The organism is Acidovorax sp. GW835-FHT14B10, from assembly GCF_058793725.1.
Window position 1 is genome coordinate 41,856 of record NZ_JBXAGC010000020.1, and the last position, 23,368, is coordinate 65,223.

21 protein-coding genes, 1 tRNA gene and 1 pseudogene are annotated in these 23,368 nt (G+C 65.3%); 14 read left to right on the forward strand and 9 right to left on the reverse strand.

Features of this window, described 5'->3' with window-relative positions:
- Positions 1-6 precede the first annotated feature (6 nt).
- The gene (locus AC1Q5S_RS15480; protein ID WP_492239055.1) at positions 7-1,146 is read right to left on the reverse strand and encodes an aminotransferase class V-fold PLP-dependent enzyme; all 1,140 of its coding nucleotides are present in this window, start codon (positions 1,144-1,146) and stop codon (positions 7-9) included.
- Positions 1,147-1,257: 111 nt separating this feature from the next.
- Positions 1,258-1,974 carry a YggS family pyridoxal phosphate-dependent enzyme gene (locus AC1Q5S_RS15485; protein ID WP_422205543.1) on the reverse strand — a complete coding sequence of 239 codons (717 nt, stop codon included), beginning with the start codon at positions 1,972-1,974 and terminating at the stop codon, positions 1,258-1,260.
- A gap of 34 nt (positions 1,975-2,008) precedes the next feature.
- Between AC1Q5S_RS15485 and AC1Q5S_RS15490 the strand changes: the two genes are divergently transcribed.
- The 4 genes from AC1Q5S_RS15490 to AC1Q5S_RS15505 all read left to right on the forward strand — a co-directional run bounded on the left by AC1Q5S_RS15490 (position 2,009) and on the right by AC1Q5S_RS15505 (position 6,016).
- On the forward strand, positions 2,009-3,052 hold the full coding sequence (locus AC1Q5S_RS15490; RefSeq protein ID WP_092697546.1) for a type IV pilus twitching motility protein PilT: 1,044 nt from the start codon (positions 2,009-2,011) through the stop codon (positions 3,050-3,052).
- A gap of 70 nt (positions 3,053-3,122) precedes the next feature.
- On the forward strand, positions 3,123-3,758 hold the full coding sequence (locus AC1Q5S_RS15495; RefSeq protein WP_422205545.1) for a Crp/Fnr family transcriptional regulator: 636 nt from the start codon (positions 3,123-3,125) through the stop codon (positions 3,756-3,758).
- 40 nt (positions 3,759-3,798) lie between these two features.
- Complete coding sequence (locus AC1Q5S_RS15500) at positions 3,799-4,935, forward strand: PilT/PilU family type 4a pilus ATPase (protein WP_422205547.1); 1,137 nt, start codon at positions 3,799-3,801, stop codon at positions 4,933-4,935.
- A 166-nt stretch (positions 4,936-5,101) separates the two neighbouring features.
- On the forward strand, positions 5,102-6,016 hold the full coding sequence (locus AC1Q5S_RS15505; protein WP_492239056.1) for an NAD(P)-dependent oxidoreductase: 915 nt from the start codon (positions 5,102-5,104) through the stop codon (positions 6,014-6,016).
- Between the two features lie 47 nt (positions 6,017-6,063).
- Here AC1Q5S_RS15505 and AC1Q5S_RS15510 read toward each other — a convergent pair whose 3' ends face one another.
- From AC1Q5S_RS15510 to AC1Q5S_RS15520, 3 genes are all read right to left on the reverse strand, one after another.
- Positions 6,064-6,723: a BON domain-containing protein gene (locus tag AC1Q5S_RS15510; RefSeq protein ID WP_422205551.1), complete on the reverse strand. Its 660-nt coding sequence runs from the start codon at positions 6,721-6,723 to the stop codon at positions 6,064-6,066.
- Complete coding sequence (locus AC1Q5S_RS15515; protein ID WP_422205553.1) at positions 6,720-7,319, reverse strand: SIS domain-containing protein; 600 nt, start codon at positions 7,317-7,319, stop codon at positions 6,720-6,722. The genes AC1Q5S_RS15510 and AC1Q5S_RS15515 overlap by 4 nt, the downstream gene beginning before the upstream one ends.
- An 88-nt stretch (positions 7,320-7,407) precedes the next feature.
- On the reverse strand, positions 7,408-7,824 hold the full coding sequence (locus AC1Q5S_RS15520; protein WP_422205555.1) for a YraN family protein: 417 nt from the start codon (positions 7,822-7,824) through the stop codon (positions 7,408-7,410).
- Here AC1Q5S_RS15520 and rsmI point away from each other — a divergent pair.
- Positions 7,824-8,756: a 16S rRNA (cytidine(1402)-2'-O)-methyltransferase gene (rsmI, locus tag AC1Q5S_RS15525; RefSeq protein WP_422205557.1), complete on the forward strand. Its 933-nt coding sequence runs from the start codon at positions 7,824-7,826 to the stop codon at positions 8,754-8,756. The genes AC1Q5S_RS15520 and rsmI overlap by 1 nt on opposite strands.
- Before the next feature lie 96 nt (positions 8,757-8,852).
- On the opposite strand, the gene AC1Q5S_RS15530 is transcribed toward rsmI, so the two are convergent.
- Entirely contained in the window at positions 8,853-10,109 is a 1,257-nt protein-coding gene (locus AC1Q5S_RS15530; RefSeq protein WP_422205559.1) for an Hsp70 family protein, read from the reverse strand.
- A 927-nt stretch (positions 10,110-11,036) separates the two neighbouring features.
- Entirely contained in the window at positions 11,037-12,152 is a 1,116-nt protein-coding gene (locus AC1Q5S_RS15535; RefSeq protein ID WP_422205561.1) for a PepSY-associated TM helix domain-containing protein, read from the reverse strand.
- A 49-nt stretch (positions 12,153-12,201) separates the two neighbouring features.
- Here AC1Q5S_RS15535 and AC1Q5S_RS15540 point away from each other — a divergent pair, with 49 nt between their 5' ends.
- The 9 genes and pseudogenes from AC1Q5S_RS15540 to AC1Q5S_RS15580 all read left to right on the forward strand — a co-directional run bounded on the left by AC1Q5S_RS15540 (position 12,202) and on the right by AC1Q5S_RS15580 (position 22,084).
- Positions 12,202-14,307: a TonB-dependent siderophore receptor gene (locus AC1Q5S_RS15540; RefSeq protein ID WP_422205563.1), complete on the forward strand. Its 2,106-nt coding sequence runs from the start codon at positions 12,202-12,204 to the stop codon at positions 14,305-14,307.
- A 14-nt stretch (positions 14,308-14,321) separates the two neighbouring features.
- Positions 14,322-14,465, forward strand: a pseudogene (locus AC1Q5S_RS15545) (RNA-binding S4 domain-containing protein); the annotation flags it as partial.
- Positions 14,466-14,643: 178 nt separating this feature from the next.
- Positions 14,644-16,383, forward strand: coding sequence for a cache domain-containing sensor histidine kinase (locus AC1Q5S_RS15550; RefSeq protein ID WP_422205565.1), 1,740 nt, complete (start codon positions 14,644-14,646; stop codon positions 16,381-16,383).
- Between the two features lie 3 nt (positions 16,384-16,386).
- Entirely contained in the window at positions 16,387-17,052 is a 666-nt protein-coding gene (locus tag AC1Q5S_RS15555) for a response regulator (protein ID WP_422205567.1), read from the forward strand.
- A 250-nt stretch (positions 17,053-17,302) separates the two neighbouring features.
- Positions 17,303-17,797: a spore coat protein U domain-containing protein gene (locus tag AC1Q5S_RS15560; protein ID WP_492239057.1), complete on the forward strand. Its 495-nt coding sequence runs from the start codon at positions 17,303-17,305 to the stop codon at positions 17,795-17,797.
- A complete protein-coding gene (locus AC1Q5S_RS15565; protein ID WP_492239058.1) occupies positions 17,794-18,468 on the forward strand; it encodes a fimbrial biogenesis chaperone in 675 nt (224 codons plus the stop codon). Before AC1Q5S_RS15560 ends, AC1Q5S_RS15565 begins: the two co-directional genes overlap by 4 nt.
- A gap of 83 nt (positions 18,469-18,551) precedes the next feature.
- A complete protein-coding gene (locus tag AC1Q5S_RS15570; RefSeq protein ID WP_492239059.1) occupies positions 18,552-21,341 on the forward strand; it encodes a fimbria/pilus outer membrane usher protein in 2,790 nt (929 codons plus the stop codon).
- A 44-nt stretch (positions 21,342-21,385) separates the two neighbouring features.
- Positions 21,386-21,823 (forward strand): spore coat protein U domain-containing protein, encoded by a 438-nt coding sequence (locus tag AC1Q5S_RS15575; RefSeq protein ID WP_422205575.1) that lies wholly within the window; start codon positions 21,386-21,388, stop codon positions 21,821-21,823.
- Positions 21,824-21,853: 30 nt separating this feature from the next.
- Positions 21,854-22,084: a hypothetical protein gene (locus AC1Q5S_RS15580; RefSeq protein WP_422205577.1), complete on the forward strand. Its 231-nt coding sequence runs from the start codon at positions 21,854-21,856 to the stop codon at positions 22,082-22,084.
- A 450-nt stretch (positions 22,085-22,534) separates the two neighbouring features.
- Here the strand turns inward: AC1Q5S_RS15580 and AC1Q5S_RS15585 are convergent.
- Positions 22,535-22,610, reverse strand: a tRNA-Phe gene (locus AC1Q5S_RS15585).
- Positions 22,611-22,664: 54 nt separating this feature from the next.
- The gene (locus AC1Q5S_RS15590) at positions 22,665-23,342 is read right to left on the reverse strand and encodes a response regulator (RefSeq protein ID WP_092697434.1); all 678 of its coding nucleotides are present in this window, start codon (positions 23,340-23,342) and stop codon (positions 22,665-22,667) included.
- Between the last annotated feature and the right edge of the window lie 26 nt (positions 23,343-23,368).

The following is a 23,368-nucleotide window of genomic DNA, read 5'->3' on the forward strand; positions in this document are numbered from 1 at the left end:
ACCCCGTCAGGCAGCCGCCGCCATCTGGTCCAGCGCCCGGGACAGGTGGCCCACCGTGCGCTCCACGTTGTGCCACTTGTCCAGACCGAACAGGCCGATGCGGAAGGTCTTGAAGTCCGGCCCTTCGTCGCACTGCAGCGGCACGCCGGCGGCGGTCTGCAGGCCCACTTCCATGAATTTCTTGCCGCTCTGGATACCCGGGTCGGTGGTGTGGCTCACCACCACGCCGGGCGCCTTGAAGCCTTCGGCCGCCACGCTGGGGAAGCCACGCGATTCGAGCAGCGCGCGCACCTTGGCGCCCAGTGCAATCTGCTCTTCGCGCACCTTGGCAAAACCGTAGGCACGTGTCTCCTGCATCACGTCGCGCAGGCGCACCAGCGCGTCGGTGGGCATGGTGGTGTGGTAGGCGTGCTGGCCCTTTTCGTAGCCCTCGGCGATCTGCATCCACTTCTTGAGGTCGCACGAGAAGCTGCTGCTGGTGGTGCCGTCTAGGCCCAAGCGCGCGCGTTCGCCCAGCATCACCATGGCGCAGCAGGGCGAGCCGCTCCAGCCTTTTTGCGGCGCGGAAATCAGCACGTCCACGCCCGTGGCCTGCATGTCCACCCACATGGCACCCGAGGCCACGCAGTCGAGCACGAAGAGCGCGCCCACCTCGTGCGCAGCGGCCGTCAGCGTGCGGAGGTAGTCGTCGCTCAGGATGATGCCGCTGGCCGTTTCCACATGGGGCGCGAACACCACCTTGGGTTTGCCGGCGCGGATGGCGGCCGCCACCTCATCGGCCGGGCACGGTGCCCAGGGCGCCTGCGGTCCGCTGCCCTGCGGGCGGGCCTTGCAGATCACGGCGCCGCCGCCCAGGCCCTTGTCGGCGTCGAAAATCTGGCTCCAGCGGTAGCTGAACCAGCCGTTGCGCACGATCAGCACTTTTTCACGGTTGGCGAACTGGCGCGCCACGGCCTCCATGCCAAAGGTGCCGCTGCCGGGCACGATCACGGCGGTGGGGGCGTGATACACCTCCTTGAGTGTGGACAGGATGTCCTGCATCACGCCGGTGAAGCGCCTGGACATGTGGTTGAGCGCGCGGTCGGTGTAGACCACCGAGAATTCGAGCAGGCCATCGGGGTCGATGTCGGGCAGCAATCCAGGCATGAAAAGATCTCCATTGACGGGTTGTGATGGCTGCACACCGCCCCTGGGCGGTGTCCGTGGAGTGAGCAAATCAGCTTAGCACGGGCCGCAGCGCAGGCATCCGGCGCCGCATCAGGGTGCCGGATAGGTCCGGCCGCCAAAGATGCCCGTGCCGACCCGCACCAGGGTGCTGCCCGCCTGGATGGCGGCCTCCAGATCGGCAGTCATGCCCATGGAAAGGGTGTCAAAACCTTCGAGCCCGGGCTCATCCAGGGCCAATATCTGGTCAAAAAGCCTTCTGGCGCTTGCATGCTTTGCGAGTTGCGCCTCGAAATCAGGGGCATGGTCGGGGATGCTCATCAACCCGCGCACCCGCAGGCGTGGCAGTTGTGCCACAGCACGCACCAGCGCCAGCGTATCCACCGGTGCCACACCCGACTTGGTGGGGCCGCCGTCGATGTTCACCTGAATACAGATCTGCAGCGGTGGCAGGTGGTCCGGCCGCTGGGCCGACAGGCGCTCGGCGGTCTTGAGCCGGTCCACGGTGTGCGCCCAGTCGAAATGCTCGGCCACCAGGCGGGTCTTGTTGCTCTGGATGGGACCAATGCAATGCCACTGCAGCGCGGACGCGCATGCCCGCCCCACCGCGGCGATCTTCTCCACCCCCTCCTGGATGTAGTTTTCACCGAATGCCCGCTGGCCGGCGGTGGCGGCCTGCACCACCGATTCGGCGCCAAAGGTCTTGGAAACGGCCAGCAGCGAGACGCTTTCGGGAGCCCGGCCGGCGGCGGCACAGGCCTGCGCGATGCGGCCCCGTACCTGTTGGAGGTTGGTAGCAATCGTGGTCATAATGAGAAACAAGCGTACCAAAGAGAGGGAACCCGTGGACATTACCCAGTTGCTCGCATTCAGCGTCAAGAACAAGGCATCCGACCTGCACTTGTCCGCGGGCTTGCCTCCCATGATCCGGGTTCACGGGGATGTACGGCGCATCAATGTGGACGCGCTGGACCACAAGACCGTTCACGCCATGGTGTACGACATCATGAGCGACTCGCAGCGCAAAACGTACGAAGAGTTTCTGGAGGTGGACTTCTCGTTCGAGATCGATGGCCTGGCCCGCTTTCGGGTCAACGCCTTCAACCAGAACCGCGGCGCCGCTGCCGTGTTCCGCACCATTCCCAGCAAGATCCTCACGCTGGAGCAGCTCAACGCCCCCAAGATCTTCGGCGACCTGGCGCTCAAGCCGCGCGGCCTGGTGCTGGTGACCGGGCCCACGGGCTCGGGCAAGTCCACCACGCTGGCAGCCATGGTGAACTACCTCAACGAAACCGAATACGGCCACATCCTCACGGTGGAAGACCCGATCGAGTTCGTGCACGAATCCAAGAAGTGCCTGGTCAATCAGCGTGAAGTGGGGCCCATGACGCTGTCGTTCGCCGCCGCGCTCAAGTCCGCACTGCGTGAAGACCCCGATGCGATCCTGGTGGGCGAAATGCGCGACCTCGAAACCATCCGGCTGGCCATGACGGCCGCAGAGACGGGCCACCTGGTCTTTGGCACGCTGCACACGTCGAGTGCCGCCAAGACCATCGACCGGATCATCGACGTGTTCCCCGCCGAAGAAAAGGAAATGGTCCGCGCCATGCTGTCCGAATCGCTGCAAGCCGTGATTTCTCAGACGCTGTGCAAGCTGAAAGACGGCTCGGGCCGCGTGGCCGCGCACGAGATCATGCTGGGCACCAGCGCCATCCGCAACCTGATCCGCGAGGCCAAGGTGGCGCAGATGTATTCGACCATCCAGACCAGCAACAGCGTGGGCATGCAGACACTCGACCAGAACCTCACCGATCTGGTGCGGCGCAATATCATCAGCCCCGCGGAAGCCCGCAGCAAGGCCAAGATCCCCGAGAACTTCCCGGGTTGATCGCACTCCGGCTGCCCCCCGCACATCCTTCTGACACAGCGGCAGCAGATGCCGCACATTGGAGCCATTTATGAAAGGCATTCTCAGCCTTCTGCGCCGCAATACCCGCAGGGACACGCCTTCGGAAGATCAGACCGACTCCGTGCTGTTCTCCACGGCCTTCGCCAGCCAGGGCGTGGACGCCTCCATGCTGGTGCCCTGGGAGGCGCGTGCCGTGGAAGTGGGCGCCAAGCGCCTGCCCCCCAGCCGCGGTGGCAAGCTGCTGCAGGCCTTGTGGGCCAAGGACAAATACATGGCCCACCTCGACACGGACGCGGTGGAGCGCATGGAGCGTTTTTTCGAGTTTGCCGCCGTTCCAGCCAACCGCGACGTCATCCGGCAGGAGGAATACGGCAACTTCATGGTGGTGGTGCTCACCGGTGCCATCGCGGTGGACCGCCTTCAGCCCTGGGGCGAGCAGCTGCGCCTGGCAGAGACGCGGCCCGGAGACATCCTGGGCGAAATGTCGCTGCTCGACAGCGGCATCCGCTTTTCGGCCTGTACCACCCTCATTGACAGTGAAATCGCCGTGCTGAGCGCCGAGGCCATGGACGACATGATGACCAAGGATCCCCAGCTGGCCGCCAGCCTGATTGCGCTGCTGGCACGCAAGCTGTCGCTGCGCCTGCGGGTCGTGAGCGCCCGGCTGAGCGACAACCAGAAATGATCCCCCGCCCTGCAGGCACAGCACCTCGGAAGGAACTCTGATGGAACGCGATCAGGCCAGTAAATTCATCAACGACTTGCTCAAACTGATGGTGAGCCGCAATGGCAGCGACTTGTTCATCACGGCAGAGTTTCCGCCTGCCATCAAGGTGGACGGCAAGGTCACCAAGGTGTCACCCCAGCCGCTGACCGGCACCCACACCCTCACGCTGGCGCGCGCCATCATGAGCGACAAACAGGTGGCCGACTTCGAGCGCACCAAGGAATGCAACTTTGCCATCTCGCCCGCCGGCATTGGCCGCTTTCGCGTGAACGCATTCATCCAGCAAGGCAAGGTCGGCATGGTGCTGCGGACCATTCCGCTCACGCTGCCCACCATCGATGGCCTGGGCGTGCCCCAGGTCCTCAAGGAAGTGACCATGACCAAGCGTGGCCTGTGCATCCTGGTGGGTGCCACGGGTTCGGGCAAATCGACCACGCTGGCCGCCATGGTGGACTGGCGCAACGAAAACTCGTTCGGCCACATCATCACGGTGGAAGACCCGGTGGAATTCGTGCACCCGCACAAGAACTGCGTGGTCACGCAGCGCGAAGTGGGCCTGGACACCGACAGCTGGGAAGCGGCGCTCAAGAACACGCTGCGCCAGGCCCCCGATGTGATCCTGATGGGCGAAATCCGCGACCGCGAGACCATGGAACACGCCGTGGCCTTTGCCGAAACCGGCCACCTGTGCCTGGCCACCCTGCACGCCAACAGCGCCAACCAGGCACTGGACCGGATCATCAATTTCTTTCCCGAAGAGCGCCGCACCCAATTGCTGATGGACCTGTCGCTCAACCTGCGCGCCATGGTGTCACAGCGCCTGATCCCGAAGCAGGACGGCAAGGGCCGGGCAGCTGCGGTCGAGGTGATGCTCAACACCCCGCTGATTGCCGACCTGATCTTCAAGGGCGAAGTCGCCGAGATCAAGGAAGTCATGAAAAAGAGCCGCAACCTGGGCATGCAGACCTTCGACCAGGCGCTGTTCGATGCCTACGAGGCCAATGTGATCAGCTACGAAGATGCGCTGCGCAACGCCGACTCGCTCAACGACCTGCGCCTGCAGATCAAGCTCAACAGCCAGCGCGCCAAATCCACCGACCTGGCCTCGGGTACCGAGCACTTCGCGATAGTGTGACACCCCCCTGTACGGCTACGCCGCTTCCCCCTTCTCTCGCGCTACGCGCGGGAAGGGGAACGACGCCAGTGGCCTGGCAAAGCCAGTTCCACGGCGTCCGCTGGTCTGGGCCGCGCCAATTCCAAATGCTGCCCCTGTGGCAACCTTTTTTACAGGAACCACCTCTATGCCAAGCACCAACCCCCGCAGCTACGACAGCACCCCCGCCCGCAAAGTCGCCTTTCTGGGCTTGGGTGTCATGGGCTATCCCATGGCCGGCCACCTCGCCCTGGCCGGCCATGAAGTCACGGTATACAACCGCACCACTTCAAAATCAATAGCATGGTGCGCAGAATACGCCAGCGCAAAAACCCCAAAACATGCCAATACACCGCGGGAGGCCGCACAGGGCGCCGACCTGGTGTTCTGCTGCGTGGGCAACGACGACGATCTGCGCTCGGTGACGCTGGGCGCGGACGGCGCCTTCGCTGGCATGCAGCCGGGCGCCGTCTTTGTGGACCACACCACGGCCTCGGCCGAAGTGGCGCGCGCGCTGCATGCCGCCGCGCGCGCACTGGGGCTGCACTTTGTCGATGCCCCGGTCTCCGGGGGCCAGGCGGGCGCGCAAAACGGCCAGCTCACGGTGATGTGCGGCGGCGACCAGACCGCTTTTGACGCCGCCCAGCCAGTGGCCATGGCTTTCTCGCGGGCGTTCACGCTGCTGGGCTCCAGCGGCTCGGGCCAGCTGGCCAAGATGGTCAACCAGATCTGCATCGCGGGCCTGGTGCAGGGCCTGTCCGAAGCCGTGGCCTTTGGCAAGAATGCCGAGCTGGACATGAAGCAGGTGCTGGATGTGATCGGCAAGGGCGCCGCCCAAAGCTGGCAGCTCGACAACCGTGGCAAAACCATGGTGGACGGCCAGTTCGACTTTGGCTTTGCCGTGGACTGGATGCGCAAGGACCTGGGCCTGGTGCTGGACGAAGCCCGCCGCAATGGCTCGCGCGTGCCGGTGACCGCGCTGGTGGACCAGTTCTATGCCGACGTGCAGAAGATGGGTGGCAACCGCTGGGATACATCCAGCCTGGTCAAGCGCCTGACCTGACAGCGAGGCGCCGGGCTGTACCGCCTGCCGCCATACGCCGTTAGTTGTCAGTTGCCCTTTGGCGCTGGCTGGTCGGTGGTCACGGCCGCGGGCGGCTGGGTACTGGCGCGGCGCAGGTCGTCATCGGTGATCAGTTCGAAGACCCGCACCACCTTGCTCACGCCGCTCACGCCGCGCGCAATTTCGGAGGCGCGCGTGGCCTCGCGCTGCGTCACCAGCCCCATCAGGTAGACCACGTTGCGTTCGGTCACCACCTTGTAGGCACTGGCAAAAACATCCTTGGCATCCACGAAACTCGCCCGCACCTTGCCGGTGGTCAGGGTGTCGCTGGAACGCTGGCCCAGCGAAGACTTGGGCATCACGCCCAGATCGTTCACCACCGCACGCACATTGTTCACCTCCGTCACGATCTTCTCCACCGTGGCACGGTCCTGCGCCGTCGGCACCTCGCCGGTCAGCAAGACCTGGCGGTTGAAACTGGTGACGTTGACATGCACACGATCGCCCAGCACCTCGCGGATGCGGTTGGCGGCACGCAGCTCGATCCCTTCGTCTTCCACCTGGGTGCCGGTGGTGCGGCGGTCCGTGGCCATCAAGCCGCCCACCATTGCCCCCCCGACAACCAGGGGCGCGCAGGCAGACAGGCCTGCAGCAAGTGCAGCGGCAGCCAGCAGGGTGCAGGCCGTACGGTTCATGGTCAGCTTCATAGCGGTATTTCCTGTTCTCCAAGTAACTGGGCATCCACGCCGTCACACAGGCAGTGCAACACCAGGGCATGGACCTCGCGCACCCGCGCGGCACGGTCGTGCGGCACGCTGATCAGCACATCGGTCTCGCGCACCATGGCAGCAAGCTTGCCGCCGGTGCGACCGCTGAGGATCACCACGGTCATGTCGCGCTCGTGCGCGGCTTCGGTGGCTGCGATCACGTTGGCATCGCTGCCCGTGACGGACAGTGCCAGCAAGACATCGCCGGCCTGGCCGAGCGCGCGCACCTGGCGTGCGAATTGCTGGTCAACGTCGCTGCGTCCCCCGGCCCCCGTGAGCAGGGTGCTGTCACAGGTCAGCGCGAGCGCAGCCAGTTCGGGCCGGTCACGCTCGAACCCCGCAACGCAGAAAGCCGCAAACTGCACCGCCTCGGCGGCCGAAGGGCCATTGCCGCAGGCCAGCACTTTGCCGCCGCTGGTGACGCAGGCCAGAATGGCCTGCACGGCTGCGGCGATGGGCGCGCTGAGGGCCTGCGCCGCCTGGTATTTCAGGTCGGCACTGTCGATGAAGTGCTGTTGGATGCGTTGCTCAAGCATGGGAGCCCGATGATACCCGCGGCCTGTTATCAGTTTTGTAGCAAACCGTAGTCGCCGGATGGCGCGCCAGGCCTGGGGTGGTCCGCGCTTATTGGGCGTCGAAGGCCGCCTTGAGCCATTGCACGGAGGTGTCCACCAGCACCACGTCGAAGCGGCACGGGGGCGGCGTGGACATGCGCATCAGGTAATGGCGTGCGGCAAACACGATACGCCGCTGCTTGGTGGCGCCAATGCTGGCACCGGCCCCGCCGAAGGTATTGCTGGTGCGGCTGCGCACCTCAACAAACACCACGGTGCCGTCGCGATCGCGCATCACCAGATCAATCTCGCCTCCGCCGCGCCCGGGCGTCCGATAATTGCGTTCCAGCAACTTCAGGCCCACGGCCTGCAGACAGGCCAGCGCCTGGTCTTCGGCCGCATTGCCCCGCTGCCGCGTGGTACTGCCGCTGGCGACACCAGGGCCCGAAGGGCTCGCCCGGGCTGGTCTTTTTCCAAGGAAATTCATTGAGCGCCTCTTTCGCATCTGCCCTGAACGCCGCACGCGATGCAGCGGCTGCACAGCATTATCCGCAGGGTGCGCTGTATGTCGTGGCCACGCCCATCGGCAACCTGGCCGACATCACCCTGCGCGCGCTGCATGTGCTGCAGCTGGCCGATGCCATTGCCTGCGAGGACACGCGCCACACCCAGGCACTGCTGCGCGCCTATGGCATCGACAAGACCAGCGCGCAACTGCTGGCGGTACACCAGCACAACGAGGCCGAAGCCGCCTTGGCCGTGGTGCAGCGGCTGCAGCAGGGCCAGCGCATTGCCTACGTGAGCGATGCCGGCACACCGGGCGTCAGCGACCCCGGCGCACGCCTGGTGGCCGCCGTGCAGGCGGCCGGCCTGCGCACCCTGCCGCTGCCGGGCGCCAGCAGCATCACCACAGCCTTGAGCGTGGCGGGTGCCGTGGCGCACAGCACGGAAAACGGAGGTTTTCTCTTTGCCGGCTTTTTACCGGTGAAGCATGCCGAGCGGGCCAATGCCGTGCAGCAGCTTGCCAGCGAACCCCGCTGCGTGGTGCTGCTCGAAGCCCCCCATCGCATTGGCGAGCTGGCCCAGGCGCTGTCGGTACTGGGGGATCGCCCGGTCACGCTGGCGCGCGAACTCACCAAGCAATTCGAAGAAATCACCACCCAGCGGGCCCGGGATCTGACGGCCTGGCTGGAAGGGTCGCCCCAACGGTCCCGCGGTGAATTCGTGGTGCTGCTGCACCCCACGGCGCCCACCACCGACGACAGCGACAGCCTGCGCGTGCTGCGCCTGCTGCTGCAGGAACTGCCCCTCAAGACCGCCGTGCGCCTGGCTGCGGAAGTGACCGGCGCATCCCGCAACAGCCTGTACGACACCGCACTGGCATGGAAACGCGGGGCCCCCGAAAGCGGGGGTGAATGAAGCACTTTTGAATCAAATATGCCTGCAGCGTTTTATTCACAAGCGCATGCAAGCTATCATTTCAAGAGCAAACTATCCCTACCATCGCGCTGCTGTTCAGGGGGCGCAAACCGCCAACCCTGCCGCGACGCCACCAAACAGGTCGCCTTCGACCTGCGGGGTGCCAGGAAACGCCACGCGCAGCGCCTGGCGCAGCGGGCGCAGTGCCGACGATCCCCCGGTGAGATAGATGGCCTGCAGATCCTGGGGCGCCAGCCCGGCCCGCTGCAGGCATTCGGCGGCGCAGTTCACCACCTGTTGCAACGGCCCGGCAAGGTGGCGGGCCAGGCCGTCGGGGGTCATGAGTGCGTTCAGACCCGGCTCGACCCAGTCCAGCGCCATCGGCGCCTCCACGGCATCGCCGGACGCCGCGATCTTGGCCTGCTCCACCGTGTTGGCCAGGCGATGCCCCAGACGCTGGTGCAGCACCGTCATCAGGCGATCATGCAGCTGGGGCTGCGCATAGTCGGGGCGCAGGGCCTGCGCATCGCGCAGGGCCCGCGGCGCATACAGCCACTGGATCAGGTGCCAGGTCGCCAGGTCGAAGAACACCCGGCTCGGCACCTCGCGCCCCGCAGGCCCGGTGTGGCCCAGGCCCAGCAGGGGCATCAGCAGTGCCAGGCTCAGGCGCCGGTCGAAATCGGTGCCGCCGACATGTACTCCGGTGGTGGCCAGAATGTCGCGGCTGCGATCGGTGCGCGCCCGCCGGTCCGGCCCCAGGCGCACCACGGTGAAATCGGAGGTGCCACCGCCGATGTCCACCACCAGCACCAGCGATTCGCGCTCGATGCGCTGCTCATAGTCCAGCGCTGCGGCAATGGGCTCCAGCTGGAACGCGATGTTCACAAACCCCGCGTCCTGCGCCGCCTGCCGCAGGGCATCTTCGGCCTGTTGGTCCCGCGAGGCGTCACCATCCACGAAGTGCACGGGCCGCCCCAGCATCACCCGGCCCGGCATGCCCCCCAGGGTGTCACGCGCCTGGCTGGCCAGCATGCGCAGGAACAGGCTGATGATGTCCTGGTAGCTCACCAGCGCGTTGTGCACCGCCGTCCTGTCCTGCAGCAGCGAACTGCCCAGCAGGCTTTTGAGCGAACGCATGAGGCGCCCTTCAGTGCCGGCAAGATACTGCTCCACCGCATCGCGCCCATAGTGGGTTCGGTGGTCTTCGGCATTGAAGAACAGCGCCGTCGGCAAGGTGTTGCTCTCGCCTTCCAGGCGTAACATGCGCGCGGGCGAATCCCCTTGGCGCACGGCCATTGCCGAGTTGGAGGTACCAAAGTCAATGCCCAGGGTCGTGTCCGTCAGAACTGCCATCGTGAAAATAGAGAGATAGATAGAAAGAGAGAGAGAACCGGAAGGACGGCCGCCTCGAAAATACGGAACGGCGACTTCGTGCAGCATTGCCGGCACTCGCGTGCGTCCCACGCCCCTGCAAGCCCGGAACGCCAATAGGAAAAGCCCTTGATTCTGATGAACCAAGGGCTTTCAATTTTGGTGGCCGGGGCTGGATCGAAAGATCGTTTGCAACCAGCACCAACACTCGCTTTTCCCTGACTGTCCTGGTCCCTGGGTACACCAGACCAGCAGCAACGATTCGACTCCGGCTTAGGAACCGGACCGCCATTGGAATTATCCCACTTTGCCGGATTGCAAGCACTCACTTGGGTCGTTGCTCTGCTGCATCTCGCACAAATATTGGCGATCGCCAAGATTTGCCTTTCATATACCAGCACGAGTAGCTTCAACACACTGGCTTTGGTGTCTGGCCGCCTTGATTTGCGTCTCGCCCTGCAGTCCCATTTCATACCCTGTCCCCCTGGAGGGCGTTTTTCCTGGAATCACGCCAGGGGACGGTGTGGGGTACGGACAAACGCAGGATGCAATGGGACAACTTGGAACGTTCTGAGCGCAATTTCGGAGCCAAGCCTTTGTCACGCAAACAAAAACGCCCCGTCTGGAGAGACTAGGCGCAGGGTGTTTGGTGGTGGAGTCCGGTCCTCGGCCCCACCTCGCTTTCGTTCGCAAACTCCGGTCCAAGGAGGTGAAGGGCCCTGATCGGCGGCCGTGCGCCAGATAAATATATCCGCCGGTAGACCCAGGTGCTCCGAATAGATTCGAGCCGGGAATTCCAGACCGCACGAACATTCTTGTGATGAGGTCGTGCGGGTGTTGACTTGACGCTGCGCCACGCCTGAATGTGTCGCGTCAACCGCTTTGGCGCATTCAATTCCGTCGGTTCTGCTACTGCTCAGTCACTCGGCTTCCCGTCCAGGCGATCGCCTTTTTGCGCGACTGGCGCCGTGTCCACCACAGAACCAGGCCTGTCACCGAGAGCATGGCCAACACCATGCCGCCGAGCCCCACGATGATGGTCAGCGCAAGGCCACCGAGCTCTCCGGTGTGCAGCGGGTAAACCACCGAGACGATGCGCAGCCCCGTGTCGAGCTGGTCAAAGCGCTTCGTGGCCAGCACGGTGCCGGTAGAGGGGTGCAGCCACACCGACGTCAGGCCGTTGGGGTGCGGGTCCTCCGCCAGCTTCAGCCGGACGCGCACCGGTTGCGCCGGCGACACTTGCACGTAGCCGACCATTGCGCCTGGGTACACAGCGTTCGCCCGCGCCACCACCTCGTCGAGCGGCAGCCAGGTTTTGGCGGATGCATCTGCCGTCAGCGTGGGTGCCTTGAACGGCACTTCCGCGAACGCGGAACTGACCAGCGTGCGCAGGGGCGGCCATGCCATGTAGGCGCCCGTGGCGACCGAGACGGCGATGAAAACGCCCAGCACTGCGCCGCCGACGTTGTGCAGGTCAAAGACCCATTTGCGCCACCCGCCTGTCAAGCGGATCTTGAGCACAGGTGGCCACCGCGCAGGCCACCAGAGTACGAGACCCGTCACCAGCAACAACAGATAGCTCAGGGCCGCCCCAGTCAGCACGGCCTTGCCGGGATCGCCGAGCAGCAGGGAACTGTGGAGTTCGAACAACAGATTGTAGAAACCTTCGTGCTCGTCGCGCCGGCCGCGCTCCTGGCCCGCCGCATCAAAATAGATCGTGCCGTCCCAAGGCCCCCGCACGTAAACCCACAAGGTGTCCTGTTCCGTGCGCGGAGGCCGGAAGGTGAATCCCGCCTGCGGACCGAATTCGGCACGCAGTTGCCGCAGCGCCGGCTCCAGTGGCGAGGCGTGCGCCGGCGCCGGCGACGTTTGCTCCATGAAAAATTCGGGATGGGCCCACCGATCGAGCGGCTTGGCCACGGAAAGCAAGGCGCCGAGCAGCGCGGCCAACCCCAGCAGCCAGCCCAGGCCCAGGGCGGTCCAGCGGTGCAACTTCAACCAAAGACGGCGCAGGGATGTTTTCATTTGTAATTAGAATACGAATTGATCTCATTAACAATCCGGAATTCTAACGATGCACTTCCCTGATTTCCCCCGCGTCGCCATCGCCATGGCCATTGCGTCCCTCACCGCCGCCCCGTCGCTCGCCCAGGACAGCACCACCCGCACCCTTTCGGAAGTCCGAGTCACCGGCGACAACGCGGGCAGCTACAGTTCCCGCAACGTCCAGGTCGGCGCCTTCCGCGACCAGGACCCGCTGGACGTGCCGCTGACCAACAACGTGGTCACGCGCGAGGTGCTGGACGCGCAGGGGGCGCGCAGCGTGTTCGGCGCGCTGCGCAACACCGCTGGCGTCACACGCTCGCAGCTTTCGGGCTCCACCTATGACAACATCTCCATCCGCGGCTTGCTGGTGGAGAACCGCGGCAACTACCGCCTCAACGGTTTCCTGCCGGTCATCAACCTGATCGACATCCCGCTGGAGAACAAGGAACAGGTCGAGGTGCTCAAGGGTGCCTCCTCGCTGTACTACGGCTTCGTGCCCCCCTCGGGAATCGTCAACTTCGTCACCAAGCGCGCCGGCAAGACGCCGGTGACAAGCATCGCCACCTCGATCAACAACCACGGCGCCGTTGACGTCCACGCCGACATGGGCCGTCGCTTCGGCGCGGATGACAGCATGGGCCTGCGCATCAACGCCGTGGGCGGCCGCGAGGACATCGGCATCCGCAACTACAAAGGCGACCGCCAGCTTCTGTCGATGGCCTATGACTGGCGCGTGAACTCCGGCTTCAACCTCAAATTCGACCTGGAGCACTACCGCAAGGACGTGAGCGAGCAGGCCGCCATCACGCTGCCCCGCGTGGCCGGGCGTGCCGTGGTGCCGCGCCTGCCCGACAACAAGAACAACGCGGCCGGCGAGTGGCAGCACTACGACGCGTACGCGACCAATGCGCTGCTGCGTGGCGACCTGGCATTGGGCAGCGACTGGATGGTGACGCTGGAGACGGGCAAGGCGATCACCGAGCGCGACCGCCGCTACTCCGCCTTCAACTTCACGAACCTGGACACGGGCGAAGGCACGCTCAACATTTTCTTCGGCAACGGCCAGCGCTTCGAGAACACCAGCCACCGCGCTGACCTGAACGGTCGCTTCACCACCGGGCCGGTGGCGCATGACCTCACCCTGGGCGCCATGTACAACCGGCGCGCTTCCTACTTAGGGGAATCCGCGCCTACCGCCCAGCAAAGCCAAAATGTCTACAACCCCCGGCCGGTGCCGGAGTTGAACCCGGTGATCGCCACGCGCGGCGGTGGCAACGACATCGTCGACAAGGGTGTGTACCTCTTCGACCGCCTCACCTTCTCGCCCCAGTGGCAGGCGATGGCCGGTCTTCGCTACAGCGATTACCAGAGCGCCAACAACACGGCCGCCGGCGCACGCTCGCAGTACGCCACCAGCGACGTATCGCCCAACCTGTCGCTGATGTACAAGCCGGTGGAGAACCTCTCGCTGTACGCGAGCTACCTGGAAGGCCTGGAGGAGACTGGCACGGCGTCGCTCACGCACGCCAACTCCGGGGAAGCGCTGCTGCCGGCGGTGAACAAGCAGTACGAGCTGGGCGCCAAGTGGCGCAGCAGCACCGGCGCGCTGCTGCAGGCCGCCGCCTTCGAGATCAACCGGCCGCAAACCACGGTGAACGCGGCCAATCAGTTCGTCATCGGCGGCGAGAGCCGCTACCGTGGCCTGGAGCTGTCGGCCAGCGGTGAGCTGTCGCGGCAGTGGTCCGTCATCGCTTCAGCGCTGCTCCTGGATGCGGAAATCACCGCCTCCAGCAACGCCGCGGAAGCCGGCAAGATCCCGGCGAACACGCCGCGCCATACCTTCAGCGTGTTCGGCGAGTACCGCGTGCCGCAGGTCCTCGGCTGGTCCCTCAACGCCGGCCTGTACAACGTCAGCAAACGGGCCGTGAACAACGCCAACGACGCTTTCGTGGGCAGCTACACCCTGCTGACGCTGGGCACGCGCTACCGCACCAAATGGGCCGGCACCGGCGTGACGCTGCAGGCCAACCTGGACAACGCGACCAACCGGACCTACTGGGCGACGGCGGGCAACAACCTGCTGGGCACCGGCGCGCCCCGGACCTTGCGAATCGCTGCCAAGTTCGATCTGTGAGCGGCTTCATTTGACGCGAGCGCGCGGCCGAGCAGCGGCGCCTGGCGCCCGAACCGGCGCTGGGCCTCATCCAGGGGCGCCCGACCAAGCGCGAGCGGCGCGAGCAGCAGCAGGCGCGCGACTGGAACGACCGCTGGAGCGCCTCGCTCGACGATTGAGGTGCAGAGCCGTCGCTGGTTGCACCTGGCATTGGCTATAGCACCCATCCATAGCCGGTTCGAGACGACTGCCGCGATTAAAATCTCCGTCGCAAGCGACTCTTTTCGCAAAGTACCGGCTGCGCCCCGTACCGCCATAGGATGTGGCCTGGGAGCCGCGCCCGGTCGCCCCAACACCTTGAGCCAAGCTTTCGTTTTCTGGTCCAGATGGCCGCTGGCCGCCCAGTGGGCGATCACGGGCGGCTTGCTGCTGGGCGCCTTGTGGAGCCTGCTGTTGTGGGACTTGCAGCAGCACGAGCGCGACGAACGGCGCCACGCCCAAAGCGGCCTCGAATCCATGGCCGACATCGGCGCACAGGCACTGCAGTCGACCGTACGCGCGGCCGACCTCATCCTGCTCGACCTGCGCGAGGAATGGCTGAGCCGCCCCACCAGCTTTGCCGATACGGTGCGGCGCCGCCAGGTCCAGGCGCGCCTGGAGTTCGAATTCGACATCGTCGCGATCGATGAGAACGGCCGCTTGCGCTACAGCAGTTTCAACCCCCAGGCCGCGGGGCTGGACCTGAGCGACACCGCCTCATTCAAGACGCACCGTGACAGCGCGGCCGATGTCTTCCTCGCGAGTCCGCCGATACGGGCTCGCTTGGCCGGTCGCACGCTGATCTATTTCACCCGGCCCATGCACACGCCGGCGGGGCAGTTCGCGGGGTTCATGGGCTTCGCGGTCGCGCCGGAATATCTGTCGCGCCTTTACAGGGGATTGGACCTCGGCAAGGACGGCGCCCTGAGCGTGGTGCGCGACGACGGGGCGATCGTGCTGCGCCTGAGTCAGCCGCAAAGCCCCCATGCCGGTAGCGGCGCTCCCACGGTGTCGCAGCTGAGGCCAGGCCTGCCCGACAACGGCCTGGCGCGCCTGCGCTCGTCCGTGGACCAGGTCGAGCGCACTTACGCCTGGCGCAAGCTCGACGGCTACCCCCTCACCTTGTTCGTTGGACAACCGGACGGCACGCTTTATCAGCGAATAGCCGACCATCGCCGCTACTATTTGGCTGGCAGCGCCGTTGGCTCCCTGCTTCTGCTGCTGGCGCTCTGCCTGCTGCTGCTGAGCACGCGCAGGCGTACCCAGGCCGAAAAAATCCGCATGCGTGCCTCGCGCCTTCTGTCCGAGCACATGGCCCACAGCAATGCCGAGCTTCGCGCGTCGCAGCAGGCCTTGCGTGCGCTGTCTTCGCACCAGATGGCGGTCAAGGAGGCCGAACGCAGGCACATCGCGCGCGAGATCCATGACGAGCTTGGACAACGCCTGACCGTGCTGCGCATGGACATGTCCATGCTTCCGCGAGCGGTGCAGGCCGATCCGGCCGGCCTGCTGCCGGCGCAGGTCGCTGCGCTCAAGCGCGGCATCGACGACATCCTGGCCATCGTGCGCGACATTGCCGGCAAGCTGCGCCCCGCCACGCTGGACATCGGCCTGGCCGAGGCCGCCGAGGGGCTGCTCGCCGAGTTCCAGGCCAGCTTGGGCATACCTTGCGAGCTCGACAACCAGCTCCCCCCCGGCCTGACACTGGATGAAACACGCGCCACCGGCATTTTCCGCATCCTGCAGGAATCCCTCACCAACGCGGCACGCCACGCCCGCGCGAGCCGCATCGATGTCACTCTGGCCCTGCGCGGCAACTGGCTGCATCTGCGCGTGCGCGACAACGGCCGCGGCTTTGCACTCTCCCCCAACGCCGCGGCCTCGTTCGGCCTGTCGGGCATGCGCGAGCGCGCAGCCGCCCTCGGCGGCGAGCTGCATATCGACAGTCGCCCGGACCATGGCGCGACCGTGCGGGCACGCATACCGCGGCACGGCCTGCTGCAGCCCTCCAGCATGATCCCCCTCCTCGACCATGCCTCCCTGACCACGGGGCTGTAACCTGTGAACAGCACCGCCACGGTTCCCCTGCCCGACGTGGTACACGTCATCATTGCCGACGACCATGCCATGGTGCGCAGCGGGTTGCAGCGCATCATCGACGGCGAACCCGGCCTGCGCGTGAGCGGCCAGGCGGTGGACGGCGCCAGTACCCTGGCGCGCCTGCAGGACACGCCTTGTCACGTGCTGCTGCTGGACCTGACCATGCCAGCCCCCAACGGCCCCGAATTGATCGGCCAGATCCGCGCGCTCAGGCCCGAGCTGCCGATCCTGGTGGTCAGCATGCACAACCACGCCGCCATCGTGCGCGCCGCGCTGCGGGCCGGCGCCAGCGGCTACGTCACCAAGGACAGCGAGCCCGACACCCTGCTCCAGGCCCTGCGCCGCCTCGCCGGCGGCAACCGCTATGTCGACCCGCGCCTGATGGACACGCTGGCCTTCTCCCCGGCGGCGCCCCCGCCCGCGCGCGAAAAACTCTCGCCGCGCGAGTGCCAGGTCCTCGAGCGCCTGGCCGCTGGCCAGAGCAACGCCGAGATCGCACGGACCCTGTTCCTCAGCGAGAAAACCATCAGCACCCACAAGGCCAATCTGATGGCCAAGCTCGGCCTGCAGAACATGGCCGACCTGGTGCGCTACGCTGACCAGCACCTTGGACCCGAAAGCAGGTAGGCGCGGGCAGGACGGAGCCGCGCCACCCGGCCATCAAGCCGAGGTCGCAGCGCCTGTTCCATGGGAATTTTCCGAGTTGCAAATCAGGCCCTCCCGATACCGTCTTTTGTTTACAACGGTAACAATTTGCATGTTCGCCCTTCGGACCATGCGGCATGCGTCGGCACCAGTGCACAGGCGCCGTCGGCACTCGTCCACCGGGCCGACCCACATGTGCATCCCGCACCATCCATCCCGAAAGGAGCTTCAAATGACGAAATCCACACAGACCACACTGGTTCGCACCTTGGTGGCAGCAGGGCTGATCCTGGGCGCCGGCGCGGCCCAGGCGGCCACGGCAACAGGCACCATGACCGCGTCCGCCACCCTGACGAATTCCTGCACCGTGTCTGCATCCACGCTCACGTTTGCCTCCACCGCCGCCTTGGCGAGTTCCACCGATGTGACGGCGGACACCGCAGGCTCGTTGCTGGTTGCTTGCACGACCGGAACCGCTCCCAAGCTCTACTCGGCAACCACCCGAACCCTCGAAAACGGCGCCGAATCGTTCGCGTTCAACCTGAGCCTGACCAGCGGCGCCGCGCTCGACGACCTCCCGACCGCCGCCCCCATGAGCTCCAACATCGCTGCACCGGACGGCACGGCCCAGGCGGTCCCCGTCTACGGCAAGATCCTGGCCTCGAACTTCGGCTCCAAGCCCGCCGGCACCTACACGCGAGCGGTCACCTTGAGCGTCGACTATTGAGCACCGAGCACGCGATGGCATCGCCCCGGCGTCCGAAACGCTGGGGCCTGGTCGCCGGCGCCGCGCTCGCCGGCGCGGCCCATGGTGTCACCATCTCCAACCCTTCCGATCGGCCCATCCATCTTCAGAGCGACACCCTGAGCTGGAACCAGACCGAGGGCGCGGACCGGTACGAGGCCACCGACGAATTGATGATCGTGCCGCCGCTTGCCGAGATTGCGCCGCAGGCGAGCCAGATCTTTCGCGTCACGCCGCGTCGGCGGACCTTCGGCATGAGGGAGAAAGCCTATCGGCTGGTGCTGGAAGACGTGACGCCTGAAGCACCCGCTGCATCGGGAGTCGGCTTGACGTTCCGCTTTCGCCACAACCTCCCGGTGTTCGTCACCGACAAGGGTGTCGCCGCTCCCCAGCCCCGGCTCAGGCCATGCATGGCGCCTGCGGCCAGCATGTGCGTCCGGCTCGACAATGAAGGCCAGCGCTACCTGCAACTCAAGCGCCTGACCCTCGAAACCTCCGAGGGACGCAAGGAGCTGCCCGCAGCAGGCGTCCGCGTCCTGGCTGGCGCCTGGCGCCAATGGGTCTTCGAGCGACCGGCTCGGCTCCAGGACCCTGTGCATGTCCGGGCGGAAACTTCTGCAGGCCCGGCCACGACTGTCCTGCCCGCGCCTTGATGTCACCTGACACCAGCGAGAATCGTCCATGTGCCGGAATTTCCGCGCACATGGGATTCACCCTGAGAAAAGCATGATCACCGATGCGATTCGCCTGTCCGATATTCCAGAACAGTCACGGTCCTTCGAGTCCTCCTTCGGTCGCCAGCTGGCGCGACTTTTCTGTTGCTGCCGCGCTCGCCTTGAGCGCAGGTTCCAGCCCCGCCATCACCTTGAATTTTCCCGGCGCGGCAATTGAACGTATCGCTGTGCTGTCGACGACAAGGGCCGAAGACACGCTGAGACTGACGCTGCGCGAACCAGCCGCCGGCCCGCCGCTCGTTCATGCCCTGGGCAGCCGCATCCTCGTGGATTTTCCGGGCGTCACGGGCCTGCCCCGGCGCAAGGAGTCCTTTGCATCGGGCATGATCGAATCGCTCATGCTGATCAGCACCGACGAGCGCACCCGCCTGATTCTGACGCTGCGCAAGAGCGCACGCCCCAGGCTTGAGCTCAAGGGCGCCGAAGTGGTGCTCGGCCTGACGGACGATGATGCTCCGCCGATGGCAATTTCCCCTGCGTCCTCGCCCCCCCCTGCGGGGCCGGCGGGCGAGAAAGCCGAAGGCTTGCAGGGCCAGGGCCCGGCACAGATGCTGCTGCTGGAGTTAAGCGTCAATGGCCAGCCCCTGCCAGACATCGTTCTCGCTGAACGTCGGCCCGACGGGCGCCTGGTGCTGCCTCTGGCCGCCTGGAAAGCGGCCCGCCTGCGCCCGCATGGCGAAGCATTGCCGCTCCCCGATGGCGAGACCGGTTACGCGCTCGATGCCTTGCCCGGCCTGCGCTACACGATGGATCTGCGCCAGCTCAAGCTGGCCTTGACCGTCCCCGCCGAAGCGTTCGAGGCCACGGGGATGGCACTGGCGGGCAGGGGTGACATACCGCCGAACGCGGCACCGCCGGGCCTGTACCTGAATTACGACATGTTCGCCATTCGTGGCGAGGCCGGCACCAACAGCCACGGCGGACTGGTGGAAACCGTCGCCTTCAGTCGCTGGGGCTCCTTCATGACAGGAGCCCTCGTCCGAGGCAACGAAGGGGGAAACAGGTCGGTCCGCACGGAAACCTTCTGGCGCCAGGACTTTCCCGATCGCATGGCCTCCCTGACGATCGGCGACACCCTGGGCAGTGGCGGCGCCGGGAGCCGGCCCGTGCGCTTCGGCGGCATTCGTTGGGGTCGGGACTTCTCACTCGCTCCGGGCTACATCACCCACCCGATGCCGACCTTGGCAGGCTCGGCCGCACTGCCATCCTCGGTGGACTTGCTGGTGAACAACCAGCGCGTCATCGCAGGTCGGCAGATGGCAGCGGGTCCGTTCACGCTGAGCAACATCCCTGTGGTCAACGGCGAAGGCGAGCTGACCCTGGTGGTGCGCGACCTGCGCGGCGTGGACACCCTGGTGACGCAAAAATACTATGGAGCCCCCCGGCTGCTGGCACCCGGCCTCGCCGACTTTTCGTTCGAAGCCGGTGCCTTGAGGCTCAATTACGGTTCGGAGAGCGCCGACTATGGGGATCGATTCGCAGCGAGCACCTACCGCCGAGGCCTCACATCCGCACTGACGGCCGAAGGGCGGGTTGAGCTGCAGCCCACGCGCCGGGCCGCCGGACTGGAGTTGTCGGGACTGCTGGGCACGGTGGCTCTGGCGCGGGTCGGCGCCGCCTGGTCGCGTAGCGAGGACACCGACTCGTCGGCAACAATCAGCGGTGGCCGCTACCTGTTGGGACTCGAGCGAAGCAGCAGGCGTGGCAGCTGGGCGCTGAACTGGGACTATTTTGGAGAGAGGTTCCGTCAGTTCGCCGCAGCGTCGACGGAGCCTCGGCCGAGAACCCGCTTCACGGCCGGCGGAGGCTTGCCGCTGGGTCACGGCATGTCGCTAGGCATCAGCTATGCGCGCCAGACCACATGGGATGGTGACGATTTCAGTCTCGCTGCCCTGAACTTCAGCTGGGCCCTGACCTCCAACCTGCATTTGTCGGCCTATGTCAGCAAACAATTGGCGCCGAACAAGAGCTGGAGCGGCGGCCTGAGCCTGACCCTGCCGCTTCAACCTCAGACCGTGTTGTCCAGCCAAGGCATTCGCGACACGACCGGCCGCAGGACCATGAGTGCACAGGCCAGCCGCAGCGCGCCGGCAGGACCGGGCTGGGGCTGGCGTGTCAAGACCAGCGACTCGCCGGGACAAACCGCGCAAGGAGGGGTCACGCTCAATACCAATCAGGCCCAGTTCAGCGCCGAATCGAATGCAGGCCGAGGAACCAATGCCGTGCGGCTGGGGGCAAGCGGCTCGCTGGGCTGGCTGCAGGGCGTGCCGTTCGCCAGTCGCCATATCGGCCAAGGCGCCTTCGCGGTGGTGCGCGTGGGCGACTTCGAAGGGGTGCCGGTGATGCGCAGCCACCAAGCGGCGGCCCTGACCGAGCGCAATGGCGCGGCAGTGGTGCCGGGCTTGCTTCCCTACCAAAAGAATCTGCTGACCATCGACGCAGCACTTCTTCCAATGAGCGCCGAGATCAGCCAGGTCCAGAGCACCGTAACACCCTACGCCCGCAGCGGCGTCTTCGTCGACATTCCGGTGCGGCGTGCGCGCAACGCGCTCGTGATCCTGCACCAAGCGGACGGCAGACCCGTGCCAAGCGGGGCACGAGTGCGCTTGACCCCGGCCGGCCACGAATTCAGCGTCGCCCGGCGCGGCGAGGTATATCTCAGCGACTTGCAGAACGAGAACCAGCTGGCCGTGGCCTGGGAGGGCAACTCCTGCACCTTGCCTTTTCGATTAACCGGATCCGAAGGCGAAGAACCTCGCATCGGTCCTTTGACTTGCGCGGACGGACCATGAAACCACCCTTGAGGCCATGTCGGCCGACACGCCACCCGCGCCGAATGATTCGCGTCTTCGCGCTGGCGGCCTTGACGAGCTGCAGCCCACCGGCCTGGCCCGCGCCGACATGCACGGTGGCTTCGGGGGCTACGCTGGCCTTCGGCCCGGTCATCGCCTTGGCCAGCACGCCGGACCAGACCACAAACAGCGGAGCGAGCTTCTGGGTCAGCTGCAACGCGGAGGTGACGACCGCGCCGACACTGTATTCCGCCAGTCCTCGCATCATGACTTCCGGCGCCGACAACCTCCCGTTCCGGCTCAGCCTCAATGCCGCTCTCAGTACCGACCTCCCCGCCAGCAGCCCTGGAGAAGCGCTCAATATCGCGCGGGACGGCAGCAACCACACCGTGCCCCTGTACGGAAGGATCGCAACTTCCGACTTCAAGGCACTGCCGGCAGGCAGCTACACAGCCACGATTTCGCTGACTCTTGAGTACTGATCACCGCATCTTCGCAACGCGAGCGACCCCATGAACCTCCACCACCAGCCACCCGCAATTTCGTCCCCGCACGATCGATTCGACGAAGCCCTCGACCTGCACCGGGCCGGCGAGCTGGATGCAGCAGCGCTGCGCTACGAAGCCATTCTGAGCGACAAACCGGCACGTGCAGAAGTCCTGGCAATGCTGGGAGCACTGCACCTGCAGCGCGACCAGTATGAGGCGGCCGAGCGCTCAGCAAAGAAAGTGGCCCGAAGATGATCTGCAGCCGATCTTGGCAAGGGAGTTTCGTCAGCGATGCGGAGTAAGCCCTCAACTGTCTTCTTTTCCCGGCCTTTCAAGCACCAAAACACCCACCGGTTAACAAACGGGCTCGTAACGACAAATAGCAACGCGACTACCAGCGGATATCCGAAACTGAACCAAGCCCAATGCCACCATGCTGTGTAAAGGCGTTGATCGATGTAGGCGATCTTCTCTGCAGGACTCTGGTCTCCAAAGAGGATGAGCAGCAGCCGGAAATTTAAGATGCACCATGCCGCAGCGTAGCAAACGTATAGTGGATTTGCGACGCGATCCTTCAGGTACTCCCGAACGGACACGCATAAATCTCGAACAGTTTCCATACGGCCCCCGCTGGAAATTGCAGAAAACCCACCGCGGTTGTAGAAACGCCCCAGAACCCTTTCGGGCGCTGGGGCGCATGCTGACTGGTGGCCTGGGACGGAATCGAACCGCCGACACAAGGATTTTCAATCCTCTGCTCTACCGACTGAGCTACCGGGCCTGAGCCTTAGATTATATACCCAAATTTCCGACCGAATCACCCACGATCCCAAGATTAATTCCGCTTTCCGCGACCAAGATCCACGCCCAATTGGCGCAGCTTGCGGTACAGGTGGGTGCGCTCGAGTCCGGTTTTTTCTGCGACACGGGTCATGGAGCCGCCTTCGCGGGCCAGATGGAATTCAAAGTAGGCTTTTTCGAAGCCGTCGCGGGCTTCACGCAGGGGGCGGTCCAGATCGAACCCCTGATGCGCGTGGGGGCCGGACTCTCCCAGCATGGCGGTAGTGACGATCGGAGCGGGCACAAAACCGCCCTCCATGGGCGCGACTGCGGGCTGCTGGGCGGCCACGGGAGCCAACTGCTGGGCAGCGTTGCGTGCCAGACCCTGTTCCACCGCCTTGAGCAGCTTTTGCAAGGTGATGGGTTTTTCAAGGAACGAGAAAGCGCCGATCCGCGTGGCCTCCACGGCGGTATCTATGGTGGCGTGTCCACTCATCATGATGACGGGCATGGTGAGCGCTCCAGCCGTGGCCCACTCCTTCAACAGCGAGACGCCGTCCGTGTCCGGCATCCAGATGTCCAGCAACACCAGGTCGTACGCACCGGCCGCACGCGCCACCCGCGCCTGTGTGGCGTTCTCGGCAAGGTCCACACTGTGTCCCTCGTCATTCAGGATTTCCGACAAGAGGTCACGAATACCGAGTTCGTCATCAACCACCAGAATGTTTGCCATGTGTATGAAGCGCCTTGGATGCTGCA